28 protein-coding genes are annotated in these 25047 nt (G+C 69.4%); 8 read left to right on the forward strand and 20 right to left on the reverse strand.

Features of this window, described 5'->3' with window-relative positions:
- Positions 1-48: 48 nt before the first annotated feature.
- The 3 genes from OCQ_RS21195 to guaB all read right to left on the reverse strand — a co-directional run bounded on the left by OCQ_RS21195 (position 49) and on the right by guaB (position 4637).
- Entirely contained in the window at positions 49-1785 is a 1737-nt protein-coding gene (locus OCQ_RS21195; protein WP_014385751.1) for a GMC oxidoreductase, read from the reverse strand.
- 121 nt (positions 1786-1906) lie between these two features.
- Positions 1907-3034, reverse strand: coding sequence for a GuaB3 family IMP dehydrogenase-related protein (locus OCQ_RS21200; RefSeq protein ID WP_008260152.1), 1128 nt, complete (start codon positions 3032-3034; stop codon positions 1907-1909).
- Between the two features lie 7 nt (positions 3035-3041).
- Positions 3042-4637, reverse strand: a complete 1596-nt coding sequence (gene guaB, locus OCQ_RS21205) for an IMP dehydrogenase (protein WP_014942860.1) — start codon at positions 4635-4637, stop codon at positions 3042-3044.
- 221 nt (positions 4638-4858) lie between these two features.
- On the opposite strand from guaB, the gene OCQ_RS21210 reads away from it, so the two are divergent.
- Positions 4859-5272 carry a DUF5319 domain-containing protein gene (locus OCQ_RS21210; RefSeq protein ID WP_007773416.1) on the forward strand — a complete coding sequence of 138 codons (414 nt, stop codon included), beginning with the start codon at positions 4859-4861 and terminating at the stop codon, positions 5270-5272.
- Here OCQ_RS21210 and OCQ_RS21215 read toward each other — a convergent pair.
- The 3 genes from OCQ_RS21215 to OCQ_RS21225 all read right to left on the reverse strand — a co-directional run bounded on the left by OCQ_RS21215 (position 5266) and on the right by OCQ_RS21225 (position 7327).
- Positions 5266-5880 (reverse strand): anti-sigma-D factor RsdA, encoded by a 615-nt coding sequence (locus OCQ_RS21215; RefSeq protein WP_232065622.1) that lies wholly within the window; start codon positions 5878-5880, stop codon positions 5266-5268. The genes OCQ_RS21210 and OCQ_RS21215 overlap by 7 nt on opposite strands.
- Positions 5867-6445: a sigma-70 family RNA polymerase sigma factor gene (locus OCQ_RS21220; protein WP_014381051.1), complete on the reverse strand. Its 579-nt coding sequence runs from the start codon at positions 6443-6445 to the stop codon at positions 5867-5869. The genes OCQ_RS21215 and OCQ_RS21220 overlap by 14 nt, the downstream gene beginning before the upstream one ends.
- 90 nt (positions 6446-6535) lie before the next feature.
- Positions 6536-7327, reverse strand: a complete 792-nt coding sequence (locus OCQ_RS21225; protein WP_014385753.1) for a hypothetical protein — start codon at positions 7325-7327, stop codon at positions 6536-6538.
- A 402-nt stretch (positions 7328-7729) separates the two neighbouring features.
- Between OCQ_RS21225 and OCQ_RS21230 the strand changes: the two genes are divergently transcribed.
- A complete protein-coding gene (locus OCQ_RS21230; protein ID WP_009952496.1) occupies positions 7730-8032 on the forward strand; it encodes a WhiB family transcriptional regulator in 303 nt (100 codons plus the stop codon).
- Positions 8033-8057: 25 nt separating this feature from the next.
- Here the strand turns inward: OCQ_RS21230 and OCQ_RS26830 are convergent, their stop codons facing one another.
- Together OCQ_RS26830 and OCQ_RS21235 are read right to left on the reverse strand one after the other, a co-directional pair.
- Positions 8058-8204 (reverse strand): hypothetical protein, encoded by a 147-nt coding sequence (locus OCQ_RS26830; protein WP_009952494.1) that lies wholly within the window; start codon positions 8202-8204, stop codon positions 8058-8060.
- 8 nt (positions 8205-8212) lie between these two features.
- A complete protein-coding gene (locus OCQ_RS21235; protein ID WP_008260175.1) occupies positions 8213-8710 on the reverse strand; it encodes a GreA/GreB family elongation factor in 498 nt (165 codons plus the stop codon).
- 358 nt (positions 8711-9068) lie between these two features.
- Here OCQ_RS21235 and OCQ_RS21240 point away from each other — a divergent pair, with 358 nt between their 5' ends.
- The 5 genes from OCQ_RS21240 (at position 9069) to OCQ_RS21260 (ending at position 12364) form a co-directional block, all read left to right on the forward strand.
- Complete coding sequence (locus OCQ_RS21240) at positions 9069-9941, forward strand: Rieske 2Fe-2S domain-containing protein (protein ID WP_041785200.1); 873 nt, start codon at positions 9069-9071, stop codon at positions 9939-9941.
- Complete coding sequence (locus OCQ_RS21245; RefSeq protein WP_014381056.1) at positions 9938-10417, forward strand: hemerythrin domain-containing protein; 480 nt, start codon at positions 9938-9940, stop codon at positions 10415-10417. Before OCQ_RS21240 ends, OCQ_RS21245 begins: the two co-directional genes overlap by 4 nt.
- A gap of 70 nt (positions 10418-10487) precedes the next feature.
- Positions 10488-11222 (forward strand): superoxide dismutase family protein, encoded by a 735-nt coding sequence (locus OCQ_RS21250; protein WP_014383246.1) that lies wholly within the window; start codon positions 10488-10490, stop codon positions 11220-11222.
- A 55-nt stretch (positions 11223-11277) separates the two neighbouring features.
- Entirely contained in the window at positions 11278-11691 is a 414-nt protein-coding gene (locus OCQ_RS21255) for a hypothetical protein (RefSeq protein ID WP_009957480.1), read from the forward strand.
- A gap of 22 nt (positions 11692-11713) precedes the next feature.
- Entirely contained in the window at positions 11714-12364 is a 651-nt protein-coding gene (locus OCQ_RS21260; RefSeq protein ID WP_008260184.1) for a DUF1345 domain-containing protein, read from the forward strand.
- A gap of 49 nt (positions 12365-12413) precedes the next feature.
- Here the strand turns inward: OCQ_RS21260 and OCQ_RS21265 are convergent, their stop codons facing one another.
- The gene (locus OCQ_RS21265) at positions 12414-13358 is read right to left on the reverse strand and encodes an oxygenase MpaB family protein (protein WP_008260185.1); all 945 of its coding nucleotides are present in this window, start codon (positions 13356-13358) and stop codon (positions 12414-12416) included.
- Between the two features lie 118 nt (positions 13359-13476).
- Here OCQ_RS21265 and OCQ_RS21270 point away from each other — a divergent pair, with 118 nt between their 5' ends.
- Positions 13477-14049, forward strand: a complete 573-nt coding sequence (locus tag OCQ_RS21270) for a TetR/AcrR family transcriptional regulator (RefSeq protein WP_014385756.1) — start codon at positions 13477-13479, stop codon at positions 14047-14049.
- A gap of 95 nt (positions 14050-14144) precedes the next feature.
- Here the strand turns inward: OCQ_RS21270 and OCQ_RS21275 are convergent, their stop codons facing one another.
- The 11 genes from OCQ_RS21275 to OCQ_RS21325 all read right to left on the reverse strand — a co-directional run bounded on the left by OCQ_RS21275 (position 14145) and on the right by OCQ_RS21325 (position 25022).
- On the reverse strand, positions 14145-14807 hold the full coding sequence (locus OCQ_RS21275) for a hypothetical protein (RefSeq protein WP_008260187.1): 663 nt from the start codon (positions 14805-14807) through the stop codon (positions 14145-14147).
- A gap of 134 nt (positions 14808-14941) precedes the next feature.
- Positions 14942-16564 (reverse strand): chaperonin GroEL, encoded by a 1623-nt coding sequence (groL, locus tag OCQ_RS21280; protein WP_008260188.1) that lies wholly within the window; start codon positions 16562-16564, stop codon positions 14942-14944.
- A 95-nt stretch (positions 16565-16659) separates the two neighbouring features.
- The gene (gene groES / locus OCQ_RS21285; RefSeq protein WP_007167930.1) at positions 16660-16962 is read right to left on the reverse strand and encodes a co-chaperone GroES; all 303 of its coding nucleotides are present in this window, start codon (positions 16960-16962) and stop codon (positions 16660-16662) included.
- 240 nt (positions 16963-17202) lie between these two features.
- Entirely contained in the window at positions 17203-18228 is a 1026-nt protein-coding gene (gene tsaD / locus OCQ_RS21290) for a tRNA (adenosine(37)-N6)-threonylcarbamoyltransferase complex transferase subunit TsaD (RefSeq protein WP_014381060.1), read from the reverse strand.
- A complete protein-coding gene (gene rimI, locus OCQ_RS21295) occupies positions 18225-18686 on the reverse strand; it encodes a ribosomal protein S18-alanine N-acetyltransferase (protein ID WP_014381061.1) in 462 nt (153 codons plus the stop codon). The genes tsaD and rimI overlap by 4 nt, the downstream gene beginning before the upstream one ends.
- A complete protein-coding gene (gene tsaB, locus OCQ_RS21300; protein WP_014385757.1) occupies positions 18683-19306 on the reverse strand; it encodes a tRNA (adenosine(37)-N6)-threonylcarbamoyltransferase complex dimerization subunit type 1 TsaB in 624 nt (207 codons plus the stop codon). Before tsaB ends, rimI begins: the two co-directional genes overlap by 4 nt.
- Complete coding sequence (gene tsaE / locus OCQ_RS21305; protein WP_014385758.1) at positions 19303-19815, reverse strand: tRNA (adenosine(37)-N6)-threonylcarbamoyltransferase complex ATPase subunit type 1 TsaE; 513 nt, start codon at positions 19813-19815, stop codon at positions 19303-19305. The genes tsaB and tsaE overlap by 4 nt, the downstream gene beginning before the upstream one ends.
- Complete coding sequence (locus OCQ_RS21310; RefSeq protein WP_179293521.1) at positions 19808-20857, reverse strand: alpha/beta fold hydrolase; 1050 nt, start codon at positions 20855-20857, stop codon at positions 19808-19810. The genes tsaE and OCQ_RS21310 overlap by 8 nt, the downstream gene beginning before the upstream one ends.
- 52 nt (positions 20858-20909) lie before the next feature.
- The gene (gene alr / locus OCQ_RS21315) at positions 20910-22085 is read right to left on the reverse strand and encodes an alanine racemase (protein ID WP_041785794.1); all 1176 of its coding nucleotides are present in this window, start codon (positions 22083-22085) and stop codon (positions 20910-20912) included.
- A gap of 111 nt (positions 22086-22196) precedes the next feature.
- Positions 22197-23579 carry a glutamate decarboxylase gene (locus OCQ_RS21320; RefSeq protein ID WP_008260200.1) on the reverse strand — a complete coding sequence of 461 codons (1383 nt, stop codon included), beginning with the start codon at positions 23577-23579 and terminating at the stop codon, positions 22197-22199.
- A gap of 21 nt (positions 23580-23600) precedes the next feature.
- The gene (locus tag OCQ_RS21325; protein ID WP_014385760.1) at positions 23601-25022 is read right to left on the reverse strand and encodes an NAD(P)H-hydrate dehydratase; all 1422 of its coding nucleotides are present in this window, start codon (positions 25020-25022) and stop codon (positions 23601-23603) included.
- Between the last annotated feature and the right edge of the window lie 25 nt (positions 25023-25047).

Consider the following 25047-nt stretch of genomic DNA (forward strand, 5'->3'; position numbering starts at 1 on the left):
ACCCGCAGCGCCCGGCTACGCCGCGCTCGCGATCGTCACGGGAGCTAGCTAGCCCACCGAGCTGACCGGATCGACCGGTGACCAGCGCAGCGCGCCCGGGGCGGAGAGGGGCACCCGCGGGTGCGCCGGCGCTATCGGATCCAGCCGGCGATACGGCTCGCCCTGCGCCGGGCGCCGGTCGTTTTCGCCGTTGTTCGGCCACAGCGACGCGGCCCGCTCGGCCTGGGCGGTGATGGACAGCGACGGATTCACGCCCAGGTTCGCCGAGATCGCCGCGCCGTCCACCACATACAGCGTCGGGTAGCCGTAGACCCGGTGATAGGGGTCGATGACCCCGTGGTCGGCGTTGTCGCCGATCACCGCGCCGCCGAGGAAGTGCGCGGTCAGCGGGATGTTGAGCAGCTCGCCCCAGGTGCCGCCGGCCACGCCGTCGATCTTGGCGGCGATGCGGCGGGTGACCTCGTTGCCCACCGGGATCCACGTCGGGTTCGGCTCGCCGTGGCCCTGCTTGCTGGTGTACCAGCGGATGCCGAGCTTGCCGCGTTTGGTGAACGTGGTGATCGAGTTGTCCAGGTGCTGCATCACCAGCGCGATCATGGTGCGCTCACTCCACTGGCGCGGGTTGAGCAGCCGCAGCATTCCGCGCGGATCTTCACGGGCGGTGTCCAGCAACTGCTTCCAGCGCGGCACGTCGGTGCCTTCGGGGCCCGGCCCGTCGGTCATCAACGTCTGCAGCAGCCCCATCGCGTTGGAGCCCTTGCCGTAGCGGACCGGCTCGATGTGGGTGTCGGGCGTCGGGTGGATCGACGACGTGATCGCCACCCCGTGGGTGAGGTCCAGATCCGGAGAGACCTCCAGGCGCCCGGCCCCGACGATGGACTCGGAGTTGGTGCGGGTCAGCACGCCGAGGCGGTTGGAGAGCCGGGGCAGCCGGCCCTCGTCGCGCATCTTGAACAGCAGGTGCTGGGTGCCCCACGTCCCGGCGGCCAGGATCAGGTGCTTGGCGGTGTAGGTGCGCCGGTCGCGGCGCAGCCAACTGCCGGTGCGCACCGTGCGGACCTCCCACAGCCCGTCGGGGCGCTGCTCGAACCGCTTCACCGTCGTCATCGGAATGACTTGCGCCCCACCCGATTCCGCGAGATAGAGGTAGTTCTTCAGCAGGGTGTTCTTGGCGCCGTAGCGGCACCCGGTCATGCAGCAGCCGCACTCAAGGCAGCCGGTGCGCTCGGGTCCGGCGCCGCCGAAGTAGGGGTCCGGCACGGTCTTGCCCGGCGCCTTGGTGCCGTCGGGGCCGAAGAACACCCCGACCGGTGTCGGCACGAACGTGTCGCCGCAGCCCATGTCGTCGGCGACCTCCTTGACGACGCGATCGGCGTCGGTGAAGGTCGGGTTTTCCACCACACCCAGCATGCGTCGCGCCTGGTCGTAGTGCGGCATCAGCTCGTCGCGCCAGTCGGTGATGTGCGACCACTGCTGGTCTTTGAAGAACGGCGCCGGCGGCACATACAGCGTGTTGGCGTAGTTCAGCGAGCCGCCGCCCACGCCGGCGCCGGCCAGGATCAGCACGTTGCGCAGCGGGTGGATGCGCTGGATGCCGTAGCAACCCAGCTTCGGCGCCCACAGGAACTTGCGCAGATCCCAGGACGTCTCGGCGAAATCCTCGTCGGCGAACCGGCGTCCGGCCTCGAGGACGCCGACGCGGTAGCCCTTTTCCGTCAGCCGCAATGCGCTGACGCTGCCCCCAAAACCCGAACCGATGATCAGTACGTCGTAATCCGGCTTCATCGCACCAGTATGGCCTTACTCGCGGGTAACAAACCAGCGGCCTCCGCCGATGCGCGGGCGCCCGGCTGGCCGCGCGGTCGGCGTCCCGCGCCCGCCTGGCCGGGCACTCGCCGATGACGAGTCAGCTACCGACGGTCAGCCCGACCTTCTGGAATTCCTTGAGGTCGCAGTAGCCGGCCTTGGCCATCGACCGGCGCAGCCCGCCGACCAGGTTGAGGCTGCCGAACGGGTCGTCGGACGGCCCGCCCAGCACCTGCCGCAGGGGCGGGCGTTCACCGACGGCGATCTGCAGCAGCGCCCCGCGCGGCAACGACGGGTGCGCGGCCGCGGCCGGCCAAAACCACCCCTCGCCGAGCGCCTCGGCGGACTCGGCGAGCGGGGTGCCCAGCACCACCGCGTCGGCGCCGCAGGCGATGGCCTTCGCCAGCTCGCCCGAGGTGTGGATGTCGCCGTCAGCCAGGACGTGCACGTACCGGCCGCCGGTCTCGTCGAGGTATTCGCGGCGCGCGGCGGCCGCGTCGGCGATCGCGGTGGCCATCGGCACGCTGATGCCCAGCACCTCGTCGCTGGTGGTCACGCCCCGGGTGGCGCCGTAGCCGACGATGACGCCGGCCGCACCGGTGCGCATCAGGTGCAGCGCGGTGCGGTGGTCCTGCACGCCGCCGGCGACCACCGGCACGTCGAGCTCGGAGATGAACGTCTTCAGGTTCAGCGGCTCGCCGTCGCTGGCCACCCTCTCGGCCGAGACGATGGTGCCCTGGATGACCAGCAGGTCGATGCCGGCCTGCAGCAACACCGGGGTGAGCGCCTGGGCGTTTTGCGGGCTGACCCGCACCGCGGTGGTGACGCCGGCCTCCCGGATGCGGGCGACGGCCGAGCCCAGCAGGTCCGGGTTCAGCGGGGCGGCATGGAATTCCTGCAGCAGCCGGATCGCCGCCGAGGGTTCGGGCTCCTTGCTGGCGGCCTCGACCAGCTGGGCGATCTTGGCCTCGACATCGGCGTGCCGGCCGATCAGCCCCTCGCCGTTGAGCACGCCCAGCCCGCCGAGGCGGCCCAGCTCGATCGCGAACTCCGGCGACACCAGCGCATCGGTCGGATGCGCCAGCACCGGGATCTCGAATCGGTAGGCGTCGAGCTGCCAGGCGGTCGACACGTCCTGCGACGACCGGGTGCGCCGGGACGCGACGATGCTGACTTCGCTCAGTTCATAGCTGCGACGGGCGGTGCGGCCCATCCCGATCTCGACCATCTGGGCCTCAGCGCGCGTAGTAGTTGGGGGCTTCGACCGTCATGGCGACGTCGTGCGGGTGGCTTTCCCGCAGCCCGGCCGCGGTGATCCGGACGAACTGGGCCTGCTGCAGTTCCTCGATGGTCGACGATCCGGTGTACCCCATCGCCGCGCGCAGACCGCCGGTCAGCTGGTGGATCACCGAAGACAGCGGGCCGCGGAACGGCACCCGGCCCTCGATCCCCTCGGGCACCAGCTTGTCCTCGGAGAGCGCGTCGTCGGCGAAGTAGCGGTCCTTGGAGTACGACTTTCCGGTCCCGGAGCCCCGGCCCGCCATGGCCCCCAGCGACCCCATGCCGCGGTAGCTCTTGAACTGCTTGCCGTTGACGAAGATCAGCTCGCCGGGCGCCTCGGCGGTGCCCGCCAGCAGCGAGCCCAGCATGGCCGTCGACGCCCCGGCGGCCAGCGCCTTGGCGATGTCGCCGGAGTACTGCAACCCGCCGTCGGCGATCACCGGCACCCCGGCCGGCCCGCAGGCGGCGACGGCCTCCAGGATCGCGGTGATCTGCGGCGCGCCGACGCCCGCGACCACCCGGGTGGTGCAGATCGACCCCGGCCCCACGCCCACCTTGACGGCGTCGGCGCCGGCGGCGACCAGCGCGGCGGCCGCCGACCGGGTGGCGACGTTGCCACCGATCACCTCGACGCGGTCGCCGGCCTCGGCCTTGAGTTTGCCGACCATGTCGAGCACCAGCCGGTTGTGCGCGTGCGCGGTGTCCACGATCAGCACGTCCACCCCGGCGTCGACCAGCATCATCGCCCGCACCCAGGCGTCGCCGCCGACACCGACGGCGGCGCCGACCAGCAGCCGGCCGTCGCTGTCCTTGGTGGCCAGCGGGTGCTGTTCGGTCTTGACGAAGTCTTTGACGGTGATCAGCCCGGTCAGCCGGCCGTGGCCGTCGACGATCGGCAGCTTCTCGATCTTGTGGCGCCGCAACAGGCCCAGCGCCGCGTCGGCGGACACCCCCTCCTGCGCGGTGATCAGCGGGGCCTTGGTCATCACCTCGGCGACCTTCTTGGTCTGGTCGACCTCGAACCGCATGTCGCGGTTGGTGATGATGCCGACGAGCGCGCCGGATTCGTCGACCACCGGCAGGCCGGAGATGCGGAACCGGGCGCACAGCGCGTCGACCTGGGCCAGCGTATTGTCCGGGCGGCAGGTGACCGGATCGGTGACCATGCCCGCCTCGGAGCGCTTCACCATCTCGACCTGGCCGGCCTGTTCGGCGACCGGCAGGTTGCGGTGCAGCACACCCATGCCGCCGGCGCGCGCCATCGCGATCGCCATGCGCGACTCGGTGACGGTATCCATCGCCGAGCTCACCAGCGGCACCTTGAGCCTGATCTTCTTGGTGAGCTGGCTGGACGTGTCGGCGGTGGCGGGGACCACGTCGGAGGCGGCGGGCAGCAACAGGACGTCGTCGAAGGTCAGCCCCAGCATCGCGATCTTGTGCGGGTTGTCGCCCCCCGTGGGCACCGGGTCGTCGACCAGGCCGCCGACCCGCACATACGGACTGCCGACGAGGTCAGAGCTGGCTTCCAGGTGGGACGTGCCACGGGTCATCAGTGGGGCCCTCCATACGATGCGGCGTGAGAAAACCCATCCTATCGGCTCCCCTTCGCCGGGTGACGATGCGCGCCGGGACGGCGCGAGGAGGAAGCCGGCCAATCGGGCACAGCGTGAGAGTTCGCTTGCTCGGGGCGCGCCGCGCACCCCGAACGGAACGGGAACGGCGGGTGGCTCCCTGCTGGCGTTATCCCGACCGGGCTGCGTAGGCTAGGGGCGTGCGCGACCACCTCCCACCGGGTTTGCCGCCCGACCCTTTCGCCGACGACCCCTGTGATCCGTCGGCGGCACTGGAAGCCGTCGAGCCGGGCCAGCCCCTGGATCAGCAGGAGCGGATGGCCGTCGAGGCCGACCTCGCTGATCTGGCGGTGTACGAAGCGTTGCTGGCGCACAAAGGCATTCGCGGGCTCGTCGTCTGCTGCGACGAGTGTCAGCAGGATCACTACCACGACTGGGACATGCTGCGGGCCAACCTCCTGCAGCTGTTGATCGACGGCACCGTGCGCCCGCACGAGCCCGCCTATGACCCCGAGCCGGACGCCTACGTCACGTGGGATTACTGCCGGGGCTACGCCGACGCCTCGCTCAACGAGGCGACGTCAGACGCCGACGGCTTCCACCGCCGTCACTGATTGGGCGCACCCGGCGTAGCCGCCGACGAGGGCAGCGTCGCGTTCGGGTTGCGCGATTCGACCTTGGCGTTCAACAGCTTCAGCTGATTCATCAGCTCCCGCTTGGCGACGGGGTCGTCGATCGACTGCACCAAACTGCTCACGTCGGTCAGCTGATTCTTGGCCTGCTCCCACTCGCCGCGGTCGATCGATTCCTGCACCTTGGCCAGGTCGGCCTTGGCGGCCAGCATTTCCTGCTTTTCGTGGACCCGCGGTTGGTCGAAGAACATCGCGTGCAATCCGTGCAGGGGGGTGCCGGGACGGGCCTCGACCACCATGGCGCCGAAACCGCTGAGCGCGATCAGCGCGGCGGCGACCGAGGCGATGGCGGTCAGGCCGCGACGGCCCCGCCGGCGCTCGACCAGTCCTTTCCGCAGCGCGTTGACGGCCTCCTCGGGCGTCACCAGCGCGCTGGCCGGCGGCCATCGCAGGTTGTCGCGCCAGTCCTCGAGCATCGTGGTCAGCACGTCGACGTCGGGGTCCTCGACGCTCACCGGCCGGCGCTGGGCCAGCGCATCGAGGAGCAGGTCGGTGCGGGCGAATTCATCCAGGGATTCAGGCACAGTCACCTGCCGCAATCATCTCGGACTTCAACCGCGACAACGCGCGGTGCTGGGCAACTCGGACCGCCCCCGTGGTGCTGCCGACCGCGGCCGCGGTCTCCTCGGCGGACAGGCCGACGACGACGCGCAGGATCAAGATCTCGCGCTGCTTGGCGGGCAGGATTTCGAGCAGTTCGCTCATCCGGCTCACCGAATCGGCTTCGATGGCAAGCTGTTCGGGCCCCGCGTCGGGCGACCACCGTTCGGGAATCGATTCGGTGGGATAGGCCAGGTCACGACCGGCGGCCCGATGGGCGTCGGCGACCTTGTGGGCCGCGATGCCATACAGGAAAGCCAGGAAGGGGCGTCCGCGATCGCGATAGCGGGGCAGCGCCGTGATGGTCGCCAAGCACACCTCCTGCGCCACGTCATCCGCTGACAGGCCACCCCGATCGACCGTGCCGACACGGGCCCGGCAATATCGCACGACGATCGGACGGATGGTCTCCAGCACCTCCCTCAGCGCGCCGTGGTCTCCGGTGACGGCCTTGGCGACCACGGCATCGAGACGTTCCCCTGCTGGAATTGTCATCGACGGTGATATCCCTAACGTTACGAACCGGACACATCGCGGGCCAACTGGGCTAACTAACGAAATGACAATAACGGGCGGGGGCCCGATTCAAGCGGAACGCCACGTTCCACCGGCGTGCCGCACCTGGCCTGCGCAGACATCCCGGATTTCGTGCAGTTGCTGTGCCGAAAACGTGACGCTTTCGATATCGATCAGCAAGCACGCCAACGCCCAACGCAACGGGAGCAGACCTAACCGGCCGGTGGTCTGCAGCGCGGCGTCCGCGACCGCACGGGCGCGCTCGATGTTTCCCGCGCTGCACAGCGCGGCGGCCAGCACCACCTCGCTCTTGACTCGGTGCCGGGCCGACGGGACGCTCATGGCCGCCGCCAGCTCCACCGCCTCGCCGGCATGGCGGACGGCGACGTCACCCTCGCCGCGGGCCATCGCGAGCTCGGCGGCCACCCACCGCCGGCGCACCGGAATCCGGTCGGGCACGGGGGTTTTGGGGTCCGGGGATGCCAGCAGCGGGTCGGCACGCGCCAGCAGCGCCGCCGCGGCCGCGAATCGCCCCACGCCCAGCGCGTCGGCCGCCAGCCCGATCAGGGCGTCGGCGCCCGCCTCGGGATCGGCGCCGGCCAGCGCCAGGGCGCGCCCGTCCCAGCGGCGCGCGACGGTGTGCCAACCGAGCTGGCGCAGGAACGATCCCTGCGTGCTCATGCCCAGCGAGGCCAGCCGGCCGGCCGGCGCAGCGCGCCGCAGCGCCGCGAGGTCGCGCTGCGCGGCGCCGTAGCGCCCCTGTCCCCCGGCGGCGACTGCGCGCAGCCACAGTTGCGCGGGCGTCGTCGCCGACGGCAGCGGCCAGTCGCCGGGCCCGTCTCCGAACGCGGCGTCGGCCAACCGCCGCCCAATCAAGGAAGTGTGACGAGTTTCAATCACAATGATGTAGTAAACAGTTTGTGGTCTTCCTGTTACCGAACAGTTAATCACTATAGCCCATGGATAAATTCGGCCCGCGGGCGCGGTCGGCGCTGAGCTGGGAAATCACGTTTCGGACAACCGCCTGGTAGCACCCCGTCGGAGGCGCCATTTCATTCGAGATGAACGCAACGTTAATTTTGCACCAAGGGACACATACTTTGCCGGGCTAAGTGGCTATTGACGGAAATTCACCGTCGCCCCTAACGTCTACACATGACGGGTAGTCATCGGGGACTCCACTCCACTTAATTTAAGTTGCACACAATCGCTTTCGCGAACCCGACCGCACGTGGGCGGGCCGTGCAGAGAGGGAACGAACCAATGCCACAGCCGGAGCAGCTACCTGGACCCAACGCCGACATCTGGAATTGGCAACTGCAGGGCTTGTGCCGCGGCGTTGACTCAGCAATGTTCTTCCACCCCGACGGCGAGCGCGGCCGCGCCCGCATGCAACGCGAGCAACGCGCCAAGGAAATGTGCCGGCAATGCCCGGTGATCCAGGAATGCCGTTCGCACGCCCTCGAAGTCGGCGAGCCCTATGGGGTGTGGGGCGGCCTGTCGGAATCCGAGCGCGACCTCCTGCTCAAGGGTGACATCGGCCGCGGCATCCGGCGCAGCGCCTGACCCCCGATCGTCTTTCGGCGCGGGCCTAGTATTCCGGCCGTCGATGCGACCTGGGCAGGTACTCCGCGCCGCCCTCGCCTTCCCAGCGGTGGATCTGCTTGTCCGGAACGTGCGCCGAATCACGCTGGGTGAACAGCGATTTCGCCTTCTCCGCGGGCATGGTTGCTTCCATAGTCTGCATCACCGTAAGACCACCTGTGGCCCAAGGCTTTTCGCCGCATGCATTTCGTACGGCAGGGCCCTTAGCACGGTCACGGACCGCCCCGTCCCACCCGGGATGGCGTAGAAACGCTGGTCGCCGGGGCGGGCGCCGGCAATCGCGCGACCCAGCGGGGACGCCATCGAATAGGCCTTGATGCCGGCGGCCTCGGGGCACGGCCGGCCGAGCAGAAGCGTCTCCGTCTCGCCGGTGTCGTCGTAGCGGATGGTCAACACCATGCCCGCTTCGGCGACGGGGTCAAAGGCCGCCCCTTCGCCGACGACGACCGCGTGGGACAGCAGGCCCTCGATCTCGCAGATGCGCGCGCGCCACACGGACTGGCGCGCACGGCGATTCGGGTTGTAGTCCATGAGGTCGTCGGGAACCTCGGCCCCGCGGCGCGAACGCAGCCCGGCCAGTTCGTCGTGCAATCGGGTGTAGTCCTGCGGCGTCATCCGGATGCGCTGGATGGTGGTCATGGCGCGTGGCGTCCTTTCGTGTCGGAGGGGGTTGCCGCCAGGGGCGGGCGGGCCGGTGCACCGCCCCTGACGACTGGGCGCGCCCTGGGTTGGGCGAAGTCTGCGTCCCTTGCTGATTCCATGGTCGCGTGACCGGCCGCAGTGGCGCTTGCCCCCACCGGACAACGGGGAGGGGGCTCGTTGTCGAGCCCCGACAATGTCGTCGCCGCCGCACGGCCCGGCCGGCCGTCGAATGAACGATTCGCATCCGCAGTCCGTGAACCAGACATGGACGCGGCGGGCCAGCCGCGGTCTATAGCCGACGCGGCGTCGAGACGCGTTGCGCCGCGCCGGTCCTCGCACCCGAAGGGGATGCACTGTGGCACATGGGCGCACCACACTGGGACGACAAGCGTGGCTGGATCGGCCGAGCTACCGACTCGAGCACGCTCTGACCTTCGTGTTCGCCGCGGCGGGTCGGCACCGGGATCGGATCAGCAATTTCTTGCACGGCACCTGGCTCGGTCATCCGCTGCATCCGGCTCTGACGTCGATTCCGATGGGAGCGCTGACGACGACGGTCGCAATGGATGCGGTCAGCGTGTTGCCGCGCCGCGCCGCGCAGCTGCACGACGCGTCGAGGTTTGCGCTGGGCGTCGGGCTCGCCGGCAGCGTCGGCGCGGCCGCCACCGGACTGACGGACTGGCAGCACACCCACGAACAATCGCGTCGAATCGGTCTCGTCCACGGCGCCCTCAACGCCATAGCGACGGGCCTGTACGCGGTGTCCTGGTGGGACCGCCGGGGCGGGCGGCACCGGCGCGGGATGGCGGCGAGCGCGCTGGGCTACGGCCTCACCCTCGGCGCCGGCTACCTCGGCGGCACGTTGGTGTTCGCATCGGGCACCGGGGTTGACCGCTCCGGCGCCCGGCTGAGCGGAGATCGGTGGACACCGGTGCTGGCGGTCGCGTCCTTGGATGGCCAGCCGCGGCGTGTGGAGGTGGCCGGCGTCGGCGTGGTGCTCTATCGCAACGAAGGCCGGGTGCTGGCCGTCGGCGAGCACTGCCCCCACCTGGGCGCGCCGATGAACGACGGCTGGATCGACCGCGATCGAATCGTTTGCCCCTGGCACGGTTCCAGGTTCGCGTGCGAATCGGGAGAAGTGTTGCGCGGACCGGCAACAGCGGCGCTGCCGCGCTATCCGGTGCGGATCCGCGACGGACTCGTCGAGGTGCGCGGAGTAAAGCGATGAATGCCTACGACGTCCTGTTCGAGCACCACAGAGTTTTACGCGGACTCTGCGAGAGGATCAGCGCGATACCGCCCGAGGCCGACGAGCGCCAGGCCGCCCTCGCTGAGCTGCTGTTCGAGTTGGACATCCACATGCGCATCGAAGACGACCTGTTCTATCCGGCGGTAGCGGCGGCGAGCGCACTTGTCGCCATCGCCCACGCGGAACACCGCCAAGTGTGGGATCAGCTGGCGGTGCTCCTGCGGACGGCGCCGACCGCGCCGAATTACCAAGACGAATGGTCCTCATTCGTCCGGGTCCTCGACGCCCACGCCAGCGAGGAGGAACGCGACTTGTGTCCGGCTCCAATAGATTTGAGTGAGGACTTGCTCGAAAGTCTCGGGAATCAAATGGTCGAGCGCATGGCCCGGCTACGGCAGTCGAGGCTCAACAGGCTGCGCGTCCGCGGCCGCGCGGCCCTGCTCAGTTCGCTGTGACCGGCGGGGATGTGGCGCTGCGGCGAGGCGTGCCCGTTTTTGAAATCGGCGAATTGGGTAGGCACCGCCCATGAACAAGGGCGCATCCTTTGCGGTCGCGGCGCTCACCGCGACCCTCGCACCGCTGGCCGCCTGCGCGAACCAGCAGGGCAGCCAACCCAATACGTCGCCGCTGACCAGCCCCGCCCCGGGCGCGGAGCGGCTGACCACCCAGCTCAAGACCGCCGACGGGATCCCGGTCGCCAACGCCACCTTCGAATTCGCGAACGGCTACGCCACGGTGACCGTGGAGGCCGGCCCCAACCAGGTGCTGAGCCCCGGTTTCCATGGGCTGCAAATCCATTCGGTCGGCAAATGCGAGGGCGACTTCGACTCCGCGGGAAGCGTCTACCAGGCGGCCGATCACACGGGCTACCCCGCCAGCGGAGACCTGACCGCGCTGCAGGTGCGCTCCGACGGCTCGGCGAAGCTGGTCACCACCAGCAACTCGTTTACCGCCGCGGACCTGAGAAGCAGCTCGGGCAGCGCCCTGATCCTGCACCAGAGCGTCGACAACTTGGGCGGCGGCCCCACCGCCGAGTCGAACAAACGAATCGCCTGCGGTGTGATCGCGGCGGCGTCGGCGACGACGACCTCGTCGACCACCAGCGTCACAACCAGCACCAGCACCAGCACAGTCGTCGTGCCACCGCCGTCGACGAGCACGAGCACGAGCACCGTCACGGTCACCAGCACCCCGACCACGACGTCCGCGCCGACCACGACCGTGACGACCCCGCCCAGCCTGCCGCCGGGCACCCGCTGACGCTTGAGGCCCCGAAAACGGCGCCGGCCCCGCGACGGCGAATTACTGTGCTGAGATGCAGACCGCGCTGTTCACCCTGGGTCTGGTCCTGTTTCTGCTCGGCCTGCTCACCGGGCTGGCCGTCCCCGCCCTGAAGAACGGGCGCATGGGGTTGTCGAGCCACCTGGAGGCGTTGCTCAACGGCATGTTCCTCGTGTTGCTCGGTCTGCTGTGGCCGCACATTCACCTGCCCCACGCGTGGGGAATCGCCGCGGTCGCGCTCATCGTGTACGCGGCCTACGCGAACTGGTTGACGACGCTGCTCGCGGCGGCGTGGGGCGCCGGTCGCAGATTCGCGCCCATCGCGGCGGGCGACTTTGAGGCCTCGACGGCGAAGGAGAGCTTTGTCAGCTTCGGGTTGGTGTCGCTCTCGCTGGCGATCTTGGTGGGCGTAGGCATCGTCATCGTCGGGGTCCTCGTCGGGCGCTGAGGATCGTGCTTAGGTCGGGATTGTGAAACCCCTCGCCGACTTCTTTCGCGACACGGTCGGGGCGCGGATAGCGGTGGCCGCCGTGCTCGGAGTCGCCGTCGCCCTTGGGGTGGGCAACACGGTCGGCTGGCGGTTCGCGCTGGCCGGCTGGATCGTCACCGCCGGTGTCTACGTGGTGTGGACGCGGCTCATCCTGGGCGGAATGGATGCCGATCAAACCCGCGAATATGCGACCCGGGAGGATCCCACCCGGTGGGCATCCGACGCGGTCATCGTGTCGGCGAGCGTCGCGAGCCTGGGCGGGGTCGGTTACGTGGTCGCCGCGGCGTCGCGTTCGGGTCCCGGCGCCGTGGAAGCCGCCGTCGTCGGCATCCTGACCGTCGCGGCGTCCTGGTTCGCCGTGCACACGCTGTTCACCGTGCACTACGCGCGGCTGTATTACTCGGACGAACCGGGCGGAATCAACTTCCACGACCCGGAGCCGCCGCGCTTTCGCGACTTTGCGTATGTCGCCTTCACGGTCGGCATGACCTATCAGGTGTCAGATACCGAGATCGGATTGACCTCCATCAGGGCCACGGTGCTGCGCCAGGCGCTGCTGTCCTACCTGCTCGGCGCGGTCGTCCTGGCGGTCACCATCAACCTGATCGCGGGATTGGGCGCCAAGTTCTGACGCGTGCGGTCGAGTGGAACGCGTTGCGCCACAGACCTATCCGGAAACGTCACCGAAGGTGATAGGCGAACGACTTCTCTTGACGCTGCTTCATCTTCTCCAGGCACTGGTGGTGCTTGCGGGCGTGATACGCCAGCGGGAAGTAGGTGAGCCGGTCGGGCAGCACGCGGTAGGCGGTGCGGATCGCGGTGTACACGCGGATGAGTTGACGTTCCTCCTTGGGACTCCAAGTGACGCCGAGCTTTTCGCGAAGACGCGGGTCGAGCAACCCCACGACGGACAGGTAGTTGAGCCGGAGCGCGGGCAGCACCGCGGCCCGCACCAACGGCGCCAGCGCTTTCGGCAACGACGGCGGCACGTCGACCCTGCCGGTTTTCATGTCCTCCATCAGCTGCAGCGCCTGGGGCGTGCCCCGCAGCGTGTCGATCATCGCTTCGAAATAGTCGGCCATCTCTTGCTGCGACTCGGGATAGCCGCGCATGGGCACGTGGAGCAGCCGGGCCAGCCGGCGGTTGTCGCGCAGCAGCTCCTCTTTCTCGGCCTCGGTGAACTCGCGCCCGATCAACAACCGCCCGGCCTGTGCGTTGACGATGTAGCCGGTGGCGATCACCCACTGATAGGCCTCGGGATTCAAAGCGCTGATCTGCCTACCGGTCTCGGCGCTTTTCATGGTGATCGGCTGGTGCATCGCACGGACGCGGTCACCTTCCGCCCTGGCCTCGGTGCCGCCATAGGTCCAGCGCAGGACCGAGTCGACGGAACGGATCGCGCGGCCGCCGGGGTCCCCGTGGAAGGCAGCGGAGTAGCGGCCGGTGATTTCGGCGATGACCGGGTGCATGGCCTGCATCATGAACGCCGCGCCCTCGAGGATGAGGAATGTCCAGCGCCCGGTGTGCTCGGCGGTCAGCGATTCCGGCGGAACGAGTTCGATCTCTTCTGCGTCCTGTTGGTCCTCGGAGTGCCGGCGGACATCGACTTCGGGACTTGCGGTCATGGCGCCGACGCTAATGTGACCGTAAGGTCGCGTTCAAGTCGCGTTAGGAGTTCATGTGGGCACCGCAAAGTCCAGCTCAAGGCGCCGAAAAGCGCCGCAGCAAGCACGCTCTCGCGAGATGGTCGCGAAAATCGTGTCGTCGACAACATTGCTGCTGCGCCAGCACGCGCCCGAGCAGATCACCACCAACCTGATCGCCGAGAAGGCCGGCGTCAGCAAGGGCTCGATCTATCAGTACTTCGCCGACAAGGAACAAATCATCAACGCGGCGATCGAACGGCTCGCCGCCGAGCAGGCTCCCGCAATCGAGGACATGCTCAGGGGGATCACCCTCGACCGGCCGGAGTCGGCGATGGAGTCATCGATCGACATCCTGATCGACTACACCATCGCCAACCGTCGGCTGATCCGCTACCTCGCCGAACGGCCCGACCACGTCCGCACGTTCGACAAGGTCTCGGGACTCAACGCCACGCTGCTGGCGATGACCACGCTGCACATGAATCACTACCGCAGCCAATACCGCGACGAGCTCAGCCCCAGCGCGTTGGCGTGGTTGTTCTTCAACATGGCCGTGGCGACGACCATGCGCTACATCGAGTCGGACGATCCCATCCGGCTCGACGAATTGCGGGCCGGCCTGAAGTTCGCGTCCGCCGGCTTGCTGGCCGCGGGCCGCACCGAGCCCTGAAGGAAAACACCCCGGGGCGCCGGGGCGGAAGAATCGAGAGACTTACCCCGGGTCATGCGGCGGTCCGCACATCGAGCTTCGGAAGCATAAGCTGGCTATGACTTCGCCAATGCTTCGTACTTCTTAACTTGGGATTCCAGGGTTTTTATGACCTCGTCGGCGTTGGCATTCACTAATCCGCCACCGCCAGTATTGATGAGGACAGGCCCATCGACCGCGAAGAACGAAAGCAGGCTGGCGCCATCGGCAGTGATCTTGACTCCGACTGAGCCAGCGGCGACCTTTGGCGCGGACATCGGCGCGTAAGTGAGATTGGAACCGTTGTAGGTTTCGCCCGTGCAGGTTGCGAGGGCATCGGTTAAGGACTTGAACGACGCTCTAGCTTGATCGGCGTCGGCGTACTGGCGCAACCCGACTTTGAGAAATTCAGCGGACAGGCCACCTCCCTTGGTGAAGTCCCGCTTCACATAGCTTTTCTCTTGGAAGGCCGGCTTGTAGTCGCAGAATGTCTTGTCGACCGACCTGTCCGAGGGAGGGTCTTGGCTGTACCCGGCAGGAAGGTCCTGCACGCCAAGTAGCGCCTCGGTGAGCGCCTTCTCGGAAAGGATGCGTTGGGTGGGGGCGCCGGATGCGGTCGAGGCCGTCGTAGCAGTCGTGGTCTTACTTGAATCCGATGTGCCACTGCCGCAACCCGCGGCCGACAAGGTCAGCACGAGAGTCAGCAGGATCCGCGGCACCAATCGCCCCTGCGAGTTCACTTGCCGCAACTTACCTGAACCAGAATTACATTCGATGTCGATGCAGCCTTTTGGGCGGTTAGGTGCGACGCCAGAAATTGCCTCCAAAAACGAAGCACCCCCGGTTTCGCCGGGGGTGTTCCGTGTCTAGTCGCCTAGTGGTGGTGATGACCGTGGCCGTGGCCGTGGTCATCGGCTTCCTCGGCCGGCTTGTCGACGACCGCCGTCTCGGTGGTCAGCACCATCCGCGCCACCGACGCCGCGTTGAGCACCGCCGAGCGGGTGACCTTGACCGGGTCGATGACACCGTCGGCGATCAAGTCACCGTAGGTGAGCTTGTCCGCGTTCAGCCCGTGGCCGTTGGGCAGCTCGGTCACCTTGTGCACCGCCACCGCACCGTCGAGCCCGGCGTTGGTGGCGATCCAGTACAGCGGGGCCGCCAGCGCCTCGGAGAAGACGTCGACGCCGAGCGCTTGATCACCGGTCAGCGAGCCGCGCAGCTGTTGAAGCGCCTTGCGGGTCTGCAGCAACGCCGAGCCGCCGCCCGCGACGATGCCCTCCTCGACGGCGGCCTTGGCGGCCGCGACGGCATCCTCGACGCTCTCCTTGCGTTCCTTGAGCGCGGTCTCGGTGGCGGCACCCACCTGGATCACGGCGACACCGCCGGCCAGCTTGGCCAGCCGCTCCTGCAGCTTCTCGCGGTCCCAGTCGGAGTCGGTGGACTCGATCTCGGCGCGCAGCTGCTTGATGCGGTTGGCCACCGCGTCCTTGGCGCCGCCGCCGTCGACGATGACGGTGTCGTCCTTGCTGACCACCACGCGGCGGGCCGAGCCCAGCACGTCCGTGCCGACCTCGCGCAGCAGCAGGCCGGCGTCGGGGTTGATCACCTGGCCGCCCGTCACGATCGCCAGATCCTCGAGGAACGCCTTGCGGCGGTCGCCGAAGAACGGCGCCTTGACCGCGACGGCCTTGAGCGTCTTGCGAATCGAGTTGACCACGAGGGTCGCCAGCGGCTCGCCCTCGATGTCCTCGGCGATGATCAGCAGCGGCTTGCCGGATTCGGCGACCTTTTCCAGCATGGGCAGCAGGTCGGGCAGCGAGCTGATCTTCTCCTGGTGCAACAGGATCACGGGGTCGTCCAGCACGGCCTGCTGGGCATCGAAGTCGGTCACGAAATACGCCGACAGGAAGCCCTTGTCGAAGCCGACGCCCTCGGTGAACTCGAGCTCGGTGCTCAGCGTGGAGGATTCCTCGACGCTGACTACGCCGTCGGTGCCGACCTTGGTCATCGCCTCGCCGACGAGCTCGCCGAGGAGCTGGTCGCGCGACGACACGGTCGCCACCTGGGCGATCGCTTCCTTCCCGGAGACCGGGGTGGCCGACGCCAGCAGGGCCTCGGACACCGCGTCGGCGGCCTTGGAGATTCCCGCACCGAGTTCGATGGGGTTGGCGCCGGCCGCAACCAGGCGCAGGCCGCCCTTGACCAGCGCCTGGGCCAGCACAGTCGCCGTGGTGGTCCCGTCGCCGGCGACGTCGTTGGTCTTGGTCGCCACCGACTTCACCAGCTGGGCGCCCAGGTTCTCGAACGGGTCTTCCAGGTCGATCTCCCGCGCGACGGTGACACCGTCGTTGGTGACCGCGGGCCCGCCGAATGCCTTGGCCAGCACCACATGCCGGCCGCGCGGGCCCAACGTCACGCGTACCGCGTCGGCGAGCGTGTTCACGCCCGCCTCGATGGCGCGGCGCGCCGTTTCGTCGTACTCAATAATCTTGCTCATCAGGCTCCTTCACGCCCCAGCTCTGAGGCTCTAACGCATGCCGCCCCGGAAATCACCCGCGCGGACGCGGGGATCGCCGGGGCGGGACACGGTTCTTACTTGGAGACGACAGCCAGCACGTCGCGCGCCGACAGGATCAGGTACTCCTCGCCGTTGTACTTGATCTCGGTGCCGCCGTACTTGCTGTAGATGACGGTGTCGCCTTCCGAGACGTCCAGCGGGATGCGCTTCTCGCCGTCTTCGTCCCACCGGCCGGGGCCGACTGCGACGACGGTGCCTTCCTGCGGCTTCTCCTTGGCGGTGTCGGGAATGACCAGACCGGACGCGGTCGTGGTCTCGGCCTCGTTGGCCTGCACGAGAATCTTGTCCTCGAGTGGCTTGATGTTCACCTTCGCCACGATTGGAGCCCTCCAGTGTTTGGGTCGGGTCCGGGACGAGCCCGGACCGGGAGTTGGTGGCCGGTCCGGGGCGGGCCCGGAACCTGCCGAATTATCAGGTGTTCGGCATTCGTCCATGCCCGAGCGCCGTCGTCGCGGGTGCCGACACAGGGCGTGGCCGATTGCCACCTAGCACTCTATACACGGGAGTGCTAGCACTCAAGGGGGCCCCGCTGCTCCCCGCGCGTTCGCCCTCAGCGATCAGCCGACCTGCGCCTTCACCACCGGCAGGCCCGGGTCGCTGGGCACGTCCAGCGGGGATGGCGGCGCCCCGGCGGCCACCAGATGCGCGGCGAACGACGCGATCATCGCTCCGTTGTCGGTGCACAGCCGGGGCCTGGGGATGCGCAACGTCAGGCCGCCCGCCGCGCAGCGCTGCTCGGCCAGCTCCCGCAACCGCGAATTCGCGGCCACTCCCCCGGCGATCAGCAGTGTCGAGACGCCGAGGTCCGTCGCGGCGCGCACGGCCTTGCGGGTCAGCACGTCGGCCACCGCCTCCTGGAACCCGGCCGCGACGTCGGCGTTCACCGCGTCCGGGTGGCTTTCCAGGTGCCGGGCCACGGCCGTCTTGAGGCCGGAGAAGCTGAACGCATAGGGGTCGTCGCGCGGCCCCGTCATGCCGCGCGGGAAGGCGATCGCGTCGCGGTCGCCGGTGCGGGCCAGCTCGTCGAGCACCCTGCCGCCCGGGTAGCCCAGCCCCAGCAGCCGCGCCACCTTGTCGTAGGCCTCGCCGGCCGCGTCGTCGACGGTGCTGCCCAGCTCGACGATCGGCTCGCCGAGCGAGCGCACATGCAGCAAGTGGGTGTGGCCGCCCGAGACCAGCAGCGCCACGCACTCGGGTAGCGACCCGTGCTCGTAGACGTCGGCGGCCAGGTGCCCGCCCAGATGGTTCACCGCATAGAACGGAACCCCCCAGGCGGCCGAATAGGCTTTGGCCGCAGCAACTCCCACCAACAGGGCGCCGGCCAGCCCGGGCCCGATCGTGGCGGCGACGATGTCCGGCCTGTCCAGGCCCGCGGCCGCCAGCGCGCGGCGCATGGCGGGCCCCAACGCCTCCAGGTGCGCGCGCGAGGCGATCTCGGGGACCACGCCGCCGAACCGCACGTGTTCGTCGACGCTGGAGGCCACCTCGTCGGCCAGCAGGGTGACGGTGCCGTCGGTGTCCAGCCGCGCGATGCCGACTCCCGTTTCGTCGCACGACGTTTCGATGGCCAAGATCGTCGTCACAGCGCCTCCCGCCGCATGGTGTAGGCGTCGGCGCCGCTGACCCGGTAGTAGCTCCGGCGCACGCCGATCTGCTCGAACCCGACACTGCGGTACAGCGCGATGGCCGCCTCGTTGTCGGTGCGCACCTCCAGGTAGACGACGCCGCCGTCGGCGAACGTCAGCAGCTCGTCGAGCAACCGGCGGCCGATGCCCTGCCCCTGGTAGGCGGGGTCCACGCCGATGGTGTGGACCTCGTGCTCGTAGGGCGGTGTGCGGCCCAATCGCGAGATGCCGGCGTAGCCGACGAGCGTTCCGCCGACGCGCGCGCCCACGTAATGGTTGTGGGCACTGGCCAATTCGCGGTTGAACGCCGCCGCCGGCCACGGGTCGTCGCCGTCGAAGAGCTGCGCCTCCAGCTCGGCGCAGCGCTGCGCGTCGGCCCGCGTCAACGCGCCGACGGTCACCGGCTCGGCGATCATTGCCGCGCCGCCAGGGGTTTGGCGTCGGGCCGACGCAGGTACAGGGCCACCAGCGGAGCCGGGTCATCGCGCCAATCCCCCACCGCGGCAACGAGTCCGGCCGGTGTCGGGTGGGCGGGGCCGCACACCGGCAGGCCGAACATCGCCGCGTGGTCGGGTGAGCCGGCCACAGCCTGCGCTCCGCCGAGGTCGACGTCGGCGGGGGCATCAACGCCCGGTCCGCCGGTCCGGACGCCGTCGCGGTAGCGGGCCCAGTAGACCTCGCGCCGTCGGGCGTCGGTCACCACGAGCGCGTCCCCGGTGGTGTGCACGCCGATGGCGTCCAGGCTGCACACACCGTGCACCGGGATGCCGAGCGCATGCCCGTAGGCGGCGGCGGTGGCCATCCCGGCCCGCAGGCCGGTGAACGGACCCGGGCCGCAGCCCACCACGACGGCGTCGAGGTCGACCATTGTCAGCCCCGCATCGGCAAGGGCGGCAAGCACATTCGGGGTCAGGCGTTCGGCGTGGGCGCGGGCGTCGACGGTGACCCGCTGCGCCAGCGCGCACAGGTCCTCGCGCCGCACGATGCCGGCCGTCACCGCGGGGGTGGAGGTGTCGAGGGCAAGGACGATGCTCATGGGTGCGCCTCACCGCCGGCCCTGTGGCCCCTCTCGGGCCTGTCGGCCCACTGCCAGGTCGCGATCCGCACGTCGGACCCGCTGAGGCGTTCCAGCCTGATGTCGAGGTGGCGTTCCGCGAGGCGCTCGACCAGACCTTCACCCCATTCCACCACGACGACAGCGTCGTCGAGATCGCTGTCCAAGTCCAGCGAATCGAGCTCACCGAGCAGGTCTGCGCCCTGGTTGTCGGTGTGGTCGAGCAACCGGTACATGTCGACGTGAATCATCGTCGGGGCGCCCTCCCGTCGCGGCGGATGCACCCGCGCCAACACGTAGGACGGCGAGGTGACCGGGCCGTCGACGTCCATGGCCGCGGCAATCCCCTTGGCCAGCACGGTCTTTCCCGCACCGAGCGGACCGGAGAGCACCACCACGTCGCCCGCCCGCAGCTGCTCACCGAGCCGGGTCCCCAACGCGATCGTGTCCTCGACGCGCTCGCAGGTCGCGGTGCCCTCACCCTTACCCACGACGCCACAGCCTTTCCCGTATCCGCCGCAGCCGCAGCGCCGCCTTGGTCGGGGTGGCACGCCTGACCAGCCGCACCAGGCCACCGTTGATCGCCTCCGGCTTGTCCAGCAGCGCCAGGTGACTCGCGCCGACGACGATGACCAACTCGGACCGCGGCAGGCTGGCGGCCATCTTTCGCGAATACTCGTCCGGGGTGAGCAGGTCGTGGTCCCCGCAGGCGATCAGGGTCGGGACCCGCAGCAGGGTCCACAGCCCGGCGGTTTCGTCGTGCTTTTCCAACGCGTCCAGAAACCCCACCATGGTGGGTATCGGCGTGCTGTTCATCATCCGCTGCGAGAACGCGTCCAGGCTCCGGCTGACCTGCAGATCGCTGTAGGACGCGGCGCGCAGCACCGGGCCGATCAGCGAGCGGGATACGTTGCGCCCGCGGTGCATCAGGTTCGGCGCGGACCGCGCGGCGACCCGGACCGCTTCCAGCGCAGGGTTTTTCAGGATCTCGCCCAGTGGTGATCTCGCCACACCTTCGGCCGCCGAGGAAATCAGCGCGGCGCCCACGATTCGGCGCCCGTACTGTTCGGGGAACTGGCGGGCGTGCGACAACACCGTCATGCCGCCCATCGAGTGGCCCACCAGCACGATCATTCCGCGCGGCACCACCGCGTTCAGCACGGTCTGCAGGTCCCTGCCGAGCTGGGTCAGCGTGTAGGTCTCGGGCTCGGCCTCGCCGGATCGGCCGTGGCCACGCTGGTCGTAGAAGACCATGCGCACGTCGGGGCCCAACTGGTCGGGCAGCCGGGTCCGCTGAAAGTGGAAGGCCCCCATCTGCAGGCAGAATCCGTGCACGAACACCAGCGTCAGCGGCGCGTCGGCGGGGCCCGCGTCGCGGACCGCGAGCGGCACCCCGTCGGGCGTGGTCACCACCAGGCTGCGGTCGTCCTCGAGCCGGTTGAAATCCTCGTGGGCGTAAGGGTCTTCGACCGTGGCGCGTTGGGTGATCGAGCGGCGGGCCGAGGCTCCGATGATCGTGGCGATGGCCGTCAGCCCCGCACCACCCGCAAGCCATGCCCTGCCCCTATAGCGCCTGCGGGTTCCGTCAGGGCTCAATGGTTCGCGCCTCGCGGTAGGTCCTGGTGATCCGCCCGCGGGGGCTGGTCACCACTTCGTAGTGGATGGTGCCGAGCAGATCCGCCCAATCCTGCGCGGTGGGTTCGCCGCTCGCGCCGGGACCGAACAGGATCGCCTCGTCGCCCTCGGCGACATCGGTGGGGCCGGGTCCCAGGTCGACGACGAACTGGTCCATGCAGATCCGCCCGACCCCCGGTCGGCGCCGGCCGTTGATCAACACCTCCAGGCGGTTGCCCAGGGACCGGAAGACGCCGTCGGCATAGCCCACCGGCAGCAGCGCGAGGGTGGTGTCTCGCCGCGCGGTCCAGGTGTGCCCGTAGGACACGCTCTCGCCCGCACGAATCGACTTCACCAGTGCCACCGGGCATTTCACTGTCATCGCCGGAATCAGTCCCATGTCGCCGCGCTCGGGAACCGGGCTCAGTCCGTACACCGCGATGCCGGGGCGCACCATGTCGAAGGCGAGGTCGGGCCGCGACATCGTGGCCGACGAGTTCGACAGGTGCGCGGCCTCGTACCGCACCCCCTGATCGCGCGCCTGGGCGAGCATCTCGGTAAACCGTTGGGCCTGAAGGTCGTTGACCGGGTTGGCGGGTTGGTCTGCGTACACCATGTGGGACATCAGGCCGCGCAGCACGATGGCGTTCTCGGCGACGGCGCGGCGCAGCGCGGTAAGCATCGACGGGTAGTGCTCCGGCGGCACGCCGTTGCGGTTCAGCCCGGTGTCGACCTTGACGGTGACCGTCGCGGTCCGGCCGGTGCGGCGCACGGCGTCGAGCAGCTCGTCGAGCTGGCGCTCCGACGACACGGCGATCTGGACGTCGGCCAGCAGCGCGGGCGCGAAGTCGAAGCCGGGCGGGTGCAGCCAGGCCAGCACCGGCGCGCGGACGCCGTCGGCGCGCAGCGCCAGCGCCTCGTCGACGGTGGCCACCCCCAGCTCGGCGGCCCCCGCGGCCAGCGCGGCGCGCGCCGTCTGGGCGGCTCCGTGGCCGTACCCGTCGGCCTTGACGACGGCCATCACCTGCGCGCCGCCGGCCTGCTCGCACAGCAGCCGCACGTTGTGCGCGATGGCGCCGAGGTCCACCAGGGCCTCGGCGAGGAGGCCCGGTGTCAGGGATATCGGCGTAGCGGCCCGCCCGGTCATGGGCGCCATTGTCCCAGAACCGCGCCACCCGCCGCCGAGCGTGGACTTGTTGGCGAGATTTCGGCGTGATCGGCGCAACAACTCCACGCTCGACGGCGCGGCGCCACCACCTCAGTGCGCGAAGTGCTGATCCGCGTAGTGGCCGCCGGGCCGGAGCTTGTCCAGCGAACTGAGCGCCGAGACGGCGTCATCGTGCAGGGCCCGGGCCAGGTCGGCGGACAGGCCCTCGCGCACCACGATGCGCAGCACGGAGACGTTGGTGGCGTTGTCCGGCATGGTGTAGGCGGGCACCTGCCAGCCGTAGGTCCGAAGCTCGTGGGAGACGTCGAACTCGGTGTAGCCGCGGTCCTTGGACAGCCGGAACGCGACCACGGGGATCGCCGAGCCGTCGGAGACCAGCTCGCAGTGCTCGCTGACCCGCAGCTGCTCACCGAGCCAGCGCGCCGTCCCGGACAGCGCCTGCATGACCTTGGTGTAGCCCTCCCGGCCGAGCCGCAGGAAGTTGTAGTACTGGCCGACCACCTGGTTACCGGGGCGGGAGAAGTTCAGCGTGAAGGTCGGCATGTCGCCGCCGAGGTAGTTGACCCGGAACACCAGGTCGTCGGGCAGGTACTCCTTGCTGCGCCACACCACGAACCCGACGCCGGGATAGGTCAGCCCGTACTTGTGGCCGCTGACGTTGATCGACACCACCCGGGGCAGCCGGAAATCCCACTTGAGCTCGGGGTGCAGGAAGGGCACCACGAACCCGCCGCTGGCGGCGTCGACGTGCACCGGGACGTCCACACCGCCGCCGGCGGCCAGCTTGTCCAGCGCGCCGCAGATGTCGGCGACCGGCTCCAGCTCGCCGGTGTAGGTGGTGCCCAGGATCGCCACCACGCCGATGGTGTTCTCGTCGACGGCGTCGACGACCTGTTCGGGGGTGATGACGTAGCGGCCCTCCTCCATCGGCAGGTAGCGGGGCTCGACGTCGAAGTAGCGGCAGAACTTCTCCCAGACCACCTGGACGTTGGACCCCATCACCAGGTTCGGGGTGCGGCCCTTCCAGTCCTTGCCGATTTTCGCGCGCCACCGCCACTTCATCGCCAGCCCGCCGAGCATCACCGCCTCGCTGGAGCCGATCGTGGACACCCCGCACGCGCTGTAGGGGTCGGCGTCGTTCAGGCCGTCGGCGTGGAACAGGTCGGCCACCATGCACACGCAGCGCTGCTCGATGGCCGCGGTCGCCGGGTACTCGTCCTTGTCGATCATGTTCTTGTCGAACGTCTCGGCCATCAGCTTGCCGGCCTCGGGGTCCATCCAGGTGGTGACGAAGGTGGCCAGGTTCAGCCGCGAACTCCCGTCGAGCATCAGCTCGTCGTGGATGAAGCGGTAGGCGGCGTCGGGATCCATCGATTCGTCGGGCATCCGCAGTGCGGGGACCGGTGCGGTGAACAGCCGGCCCGTGTAGGCGGGGGCGATGGAGTGCGCGGGCAGCGAAGGGTGTTGTGGCACTGGGGAATCCTCTCGATAGGTCTACAGGGCGGCCAGGGCGGCTCGGATGTGTGGCACCATGCGCGAGGCCGAGGTGGGCGCGTCGCCGGGGCCCGGGTCGGCGGCCGAGCTCGCCGCCGCGCGCGCGTGGACGAAGGCCGCGGCCGCGGCCGCCTCCCCCGGCGGCAGGCCCGCCGCCAGCAGCGCGCCGATCATGCCGGACAGCACGTCGCCGGAACCCGCGGTGGCCGCCCACGACTGCCCGGCCGGGCTGAGGTAGACCGGACCGCCCGGATCGGCGACGACCGTGACGTTCCCCTTGAGCAACACCGTGGCGCCGAACGCGTCGGCCAGCTTGCGGCACGCGCCCACCCGGTCATCACCGGGGGGGTTACCCGCCAGGCGGGCGAATTCACCCGCGTGCGGGGTCAGCACCGTCGGCGCGCCGCGTTTGGCCACCAGCTCGGGATGGGCCGCCAGGATGGTCAGCCCGTCGGCGTCCACGATCACCGGCAGCTCGGTGTCGAGCGCGAACCACAGCGCCGCGGCCCCGGCGTCGTCGGTGCCCAATCCCGGCCCGACGACCCAGGACTGCACCCGCCCGGCCGACGCGGGGGTGGGAGAGGCGATCACCTCGGGCCAATGGGCGAGCACCTCGCGGTGCGCGCTGCCGGCGTAGCGCACCATCCCGGACGTCGCCGCGACCGCGGCGCCGGTGCACAGCACGGCCGCACCCGGGTACGTCGACGAGCCGGCCATCACGCCGGTGACACCCTGGGTGTACTTGTCGTCGTGGGGTCCCGGCACCGGCCAGCGTGCCGCCACGTCGGTGGCCTCGAAGCCCAGCACGTCCGTGTCGGGCAGGTCCAGGCCGATGTCGATCAGCCGCACCCGCCCGCACTCGCCGAGCGCGTGCACGGGTTTGAGCCCGCCGAAGGTGACGGTCAGGACGGCGCGCACGGCGGGGCCGCTGGTGGCCCCGGTGGCCGCGTCGATGCCACTGGGGATGTCGACGGCAACCACCGGGATCCCCGCGTCATCGACCGCGGCGAACACCTCGGCCGCGGCGGGCCGCAACGATCCCGAGCCGGAGATGCCCACGACACCGTCGATGACGAGATCGGTTGCGGGCGAGACGCTTTCGACGATCCTGCCGCCGGCCCTGCGGAACGCCGCCAGCCCCTTGCGGTGGGTGCGCTCGGGGTTGAGCAGGATCGCGTCGGCGGCCGCCCCGCGACGGCGCACGAAGGTGGCCGCCCACAGCGCGTCACCGCCGTTGTCTCCGGAGCCGACGACGGCGCACACGCGTCGCCCGCTCACCCCGCCGGTGCGGGCCGCCAACTCGCCGATGATCTCGGCGGCCAGCCCGTAGGCCGCGCGCCGCATCAGGGCGCCGTCAGGCAGGCTGGCCAGCAGCGGCGCCTCGGCCTGGCGGATCGCGTCTACGGAGTAGTAATGCCGCATCAGAGCCAGATTACGTGTCGCCGTC

The organism is Mycobacterium paraintracellulare (assembly GCF_000276825.1).
GTDB classification, from domain to species: domain Bacteria; phylum Actinomycetota; class Actinomycetes; order Mycobacteriales; family Mycobacteriaceae; genus Mycobacterium; species Mycobacterium intracellulare.